General features: G+C 65.1%; 2 pseudogenes. Both read left to right on the forward strand.

Features of this window, described 5'->3' with window-relative positions:
• Nucleotides 1-406, forward strand: a pseudogene (locus tag AC1DMA_RS30110) (NAD(P)(+) transhydrogenase (Re/Si-specific) subunit alpha); the annotation flags it as partial.
• Between the two features lie 38 nt (nucleotides 407-444).
• Nucleotides 445-513: pseudogene (locus AC1DMA_RS30115) on the forward strand (NAD(P) transhydrogenase subunit alpha); the annotation flags it as partial.

The following is a 513-nucleotide window of genomic DNA, read 5'->3' on the forward strand; positions in this document are numbered from 1 at the left end:
GGCCAAGCGCGTCGCGCTCGCCGACGTGGTCATCAGCACCGCGCTGATCCCGGGGCGCGCCGCTCCGACGCTCATCACCGAGGAGATGGTCAAGTCGATGAAGCCGGGTTCGGTCATCGTGGACATCGCCGCGGGGAAGGGCCCCGATGTGAATGGTGAGATGAAGGGCGGCAACTGCCCGTTGTCCGAAGCCGACAAGACGGTGGTCAGGCACGGCGTGACGATCGTCGGGGAGACGAACCTCGCAGCCCTGGTGGCCGCGGACGCATCGTCGCTCTACGCGCGCAACGTGCTCGACTTCCTCAAGCTCGTGCTGCCCAAGGAGGGCGGCCTGAAGATCGATCTGGAAGACGACATCGTCGCCGCCTGCCGCATGGCCCAGGACGGCCAGGTCACGAAGAAGTAAGCGAACAAGCGAACCGCCAAGCCCGAGGAGAAGCCGCCATGGACCCCGTATCCCACACCGTCATCAACCTGATCATCTTCGTGCTGGCCATCTACGTGGGCTACCAC

This window comes from Variovorax sp. 05N34, assembly GCF_056397405.1.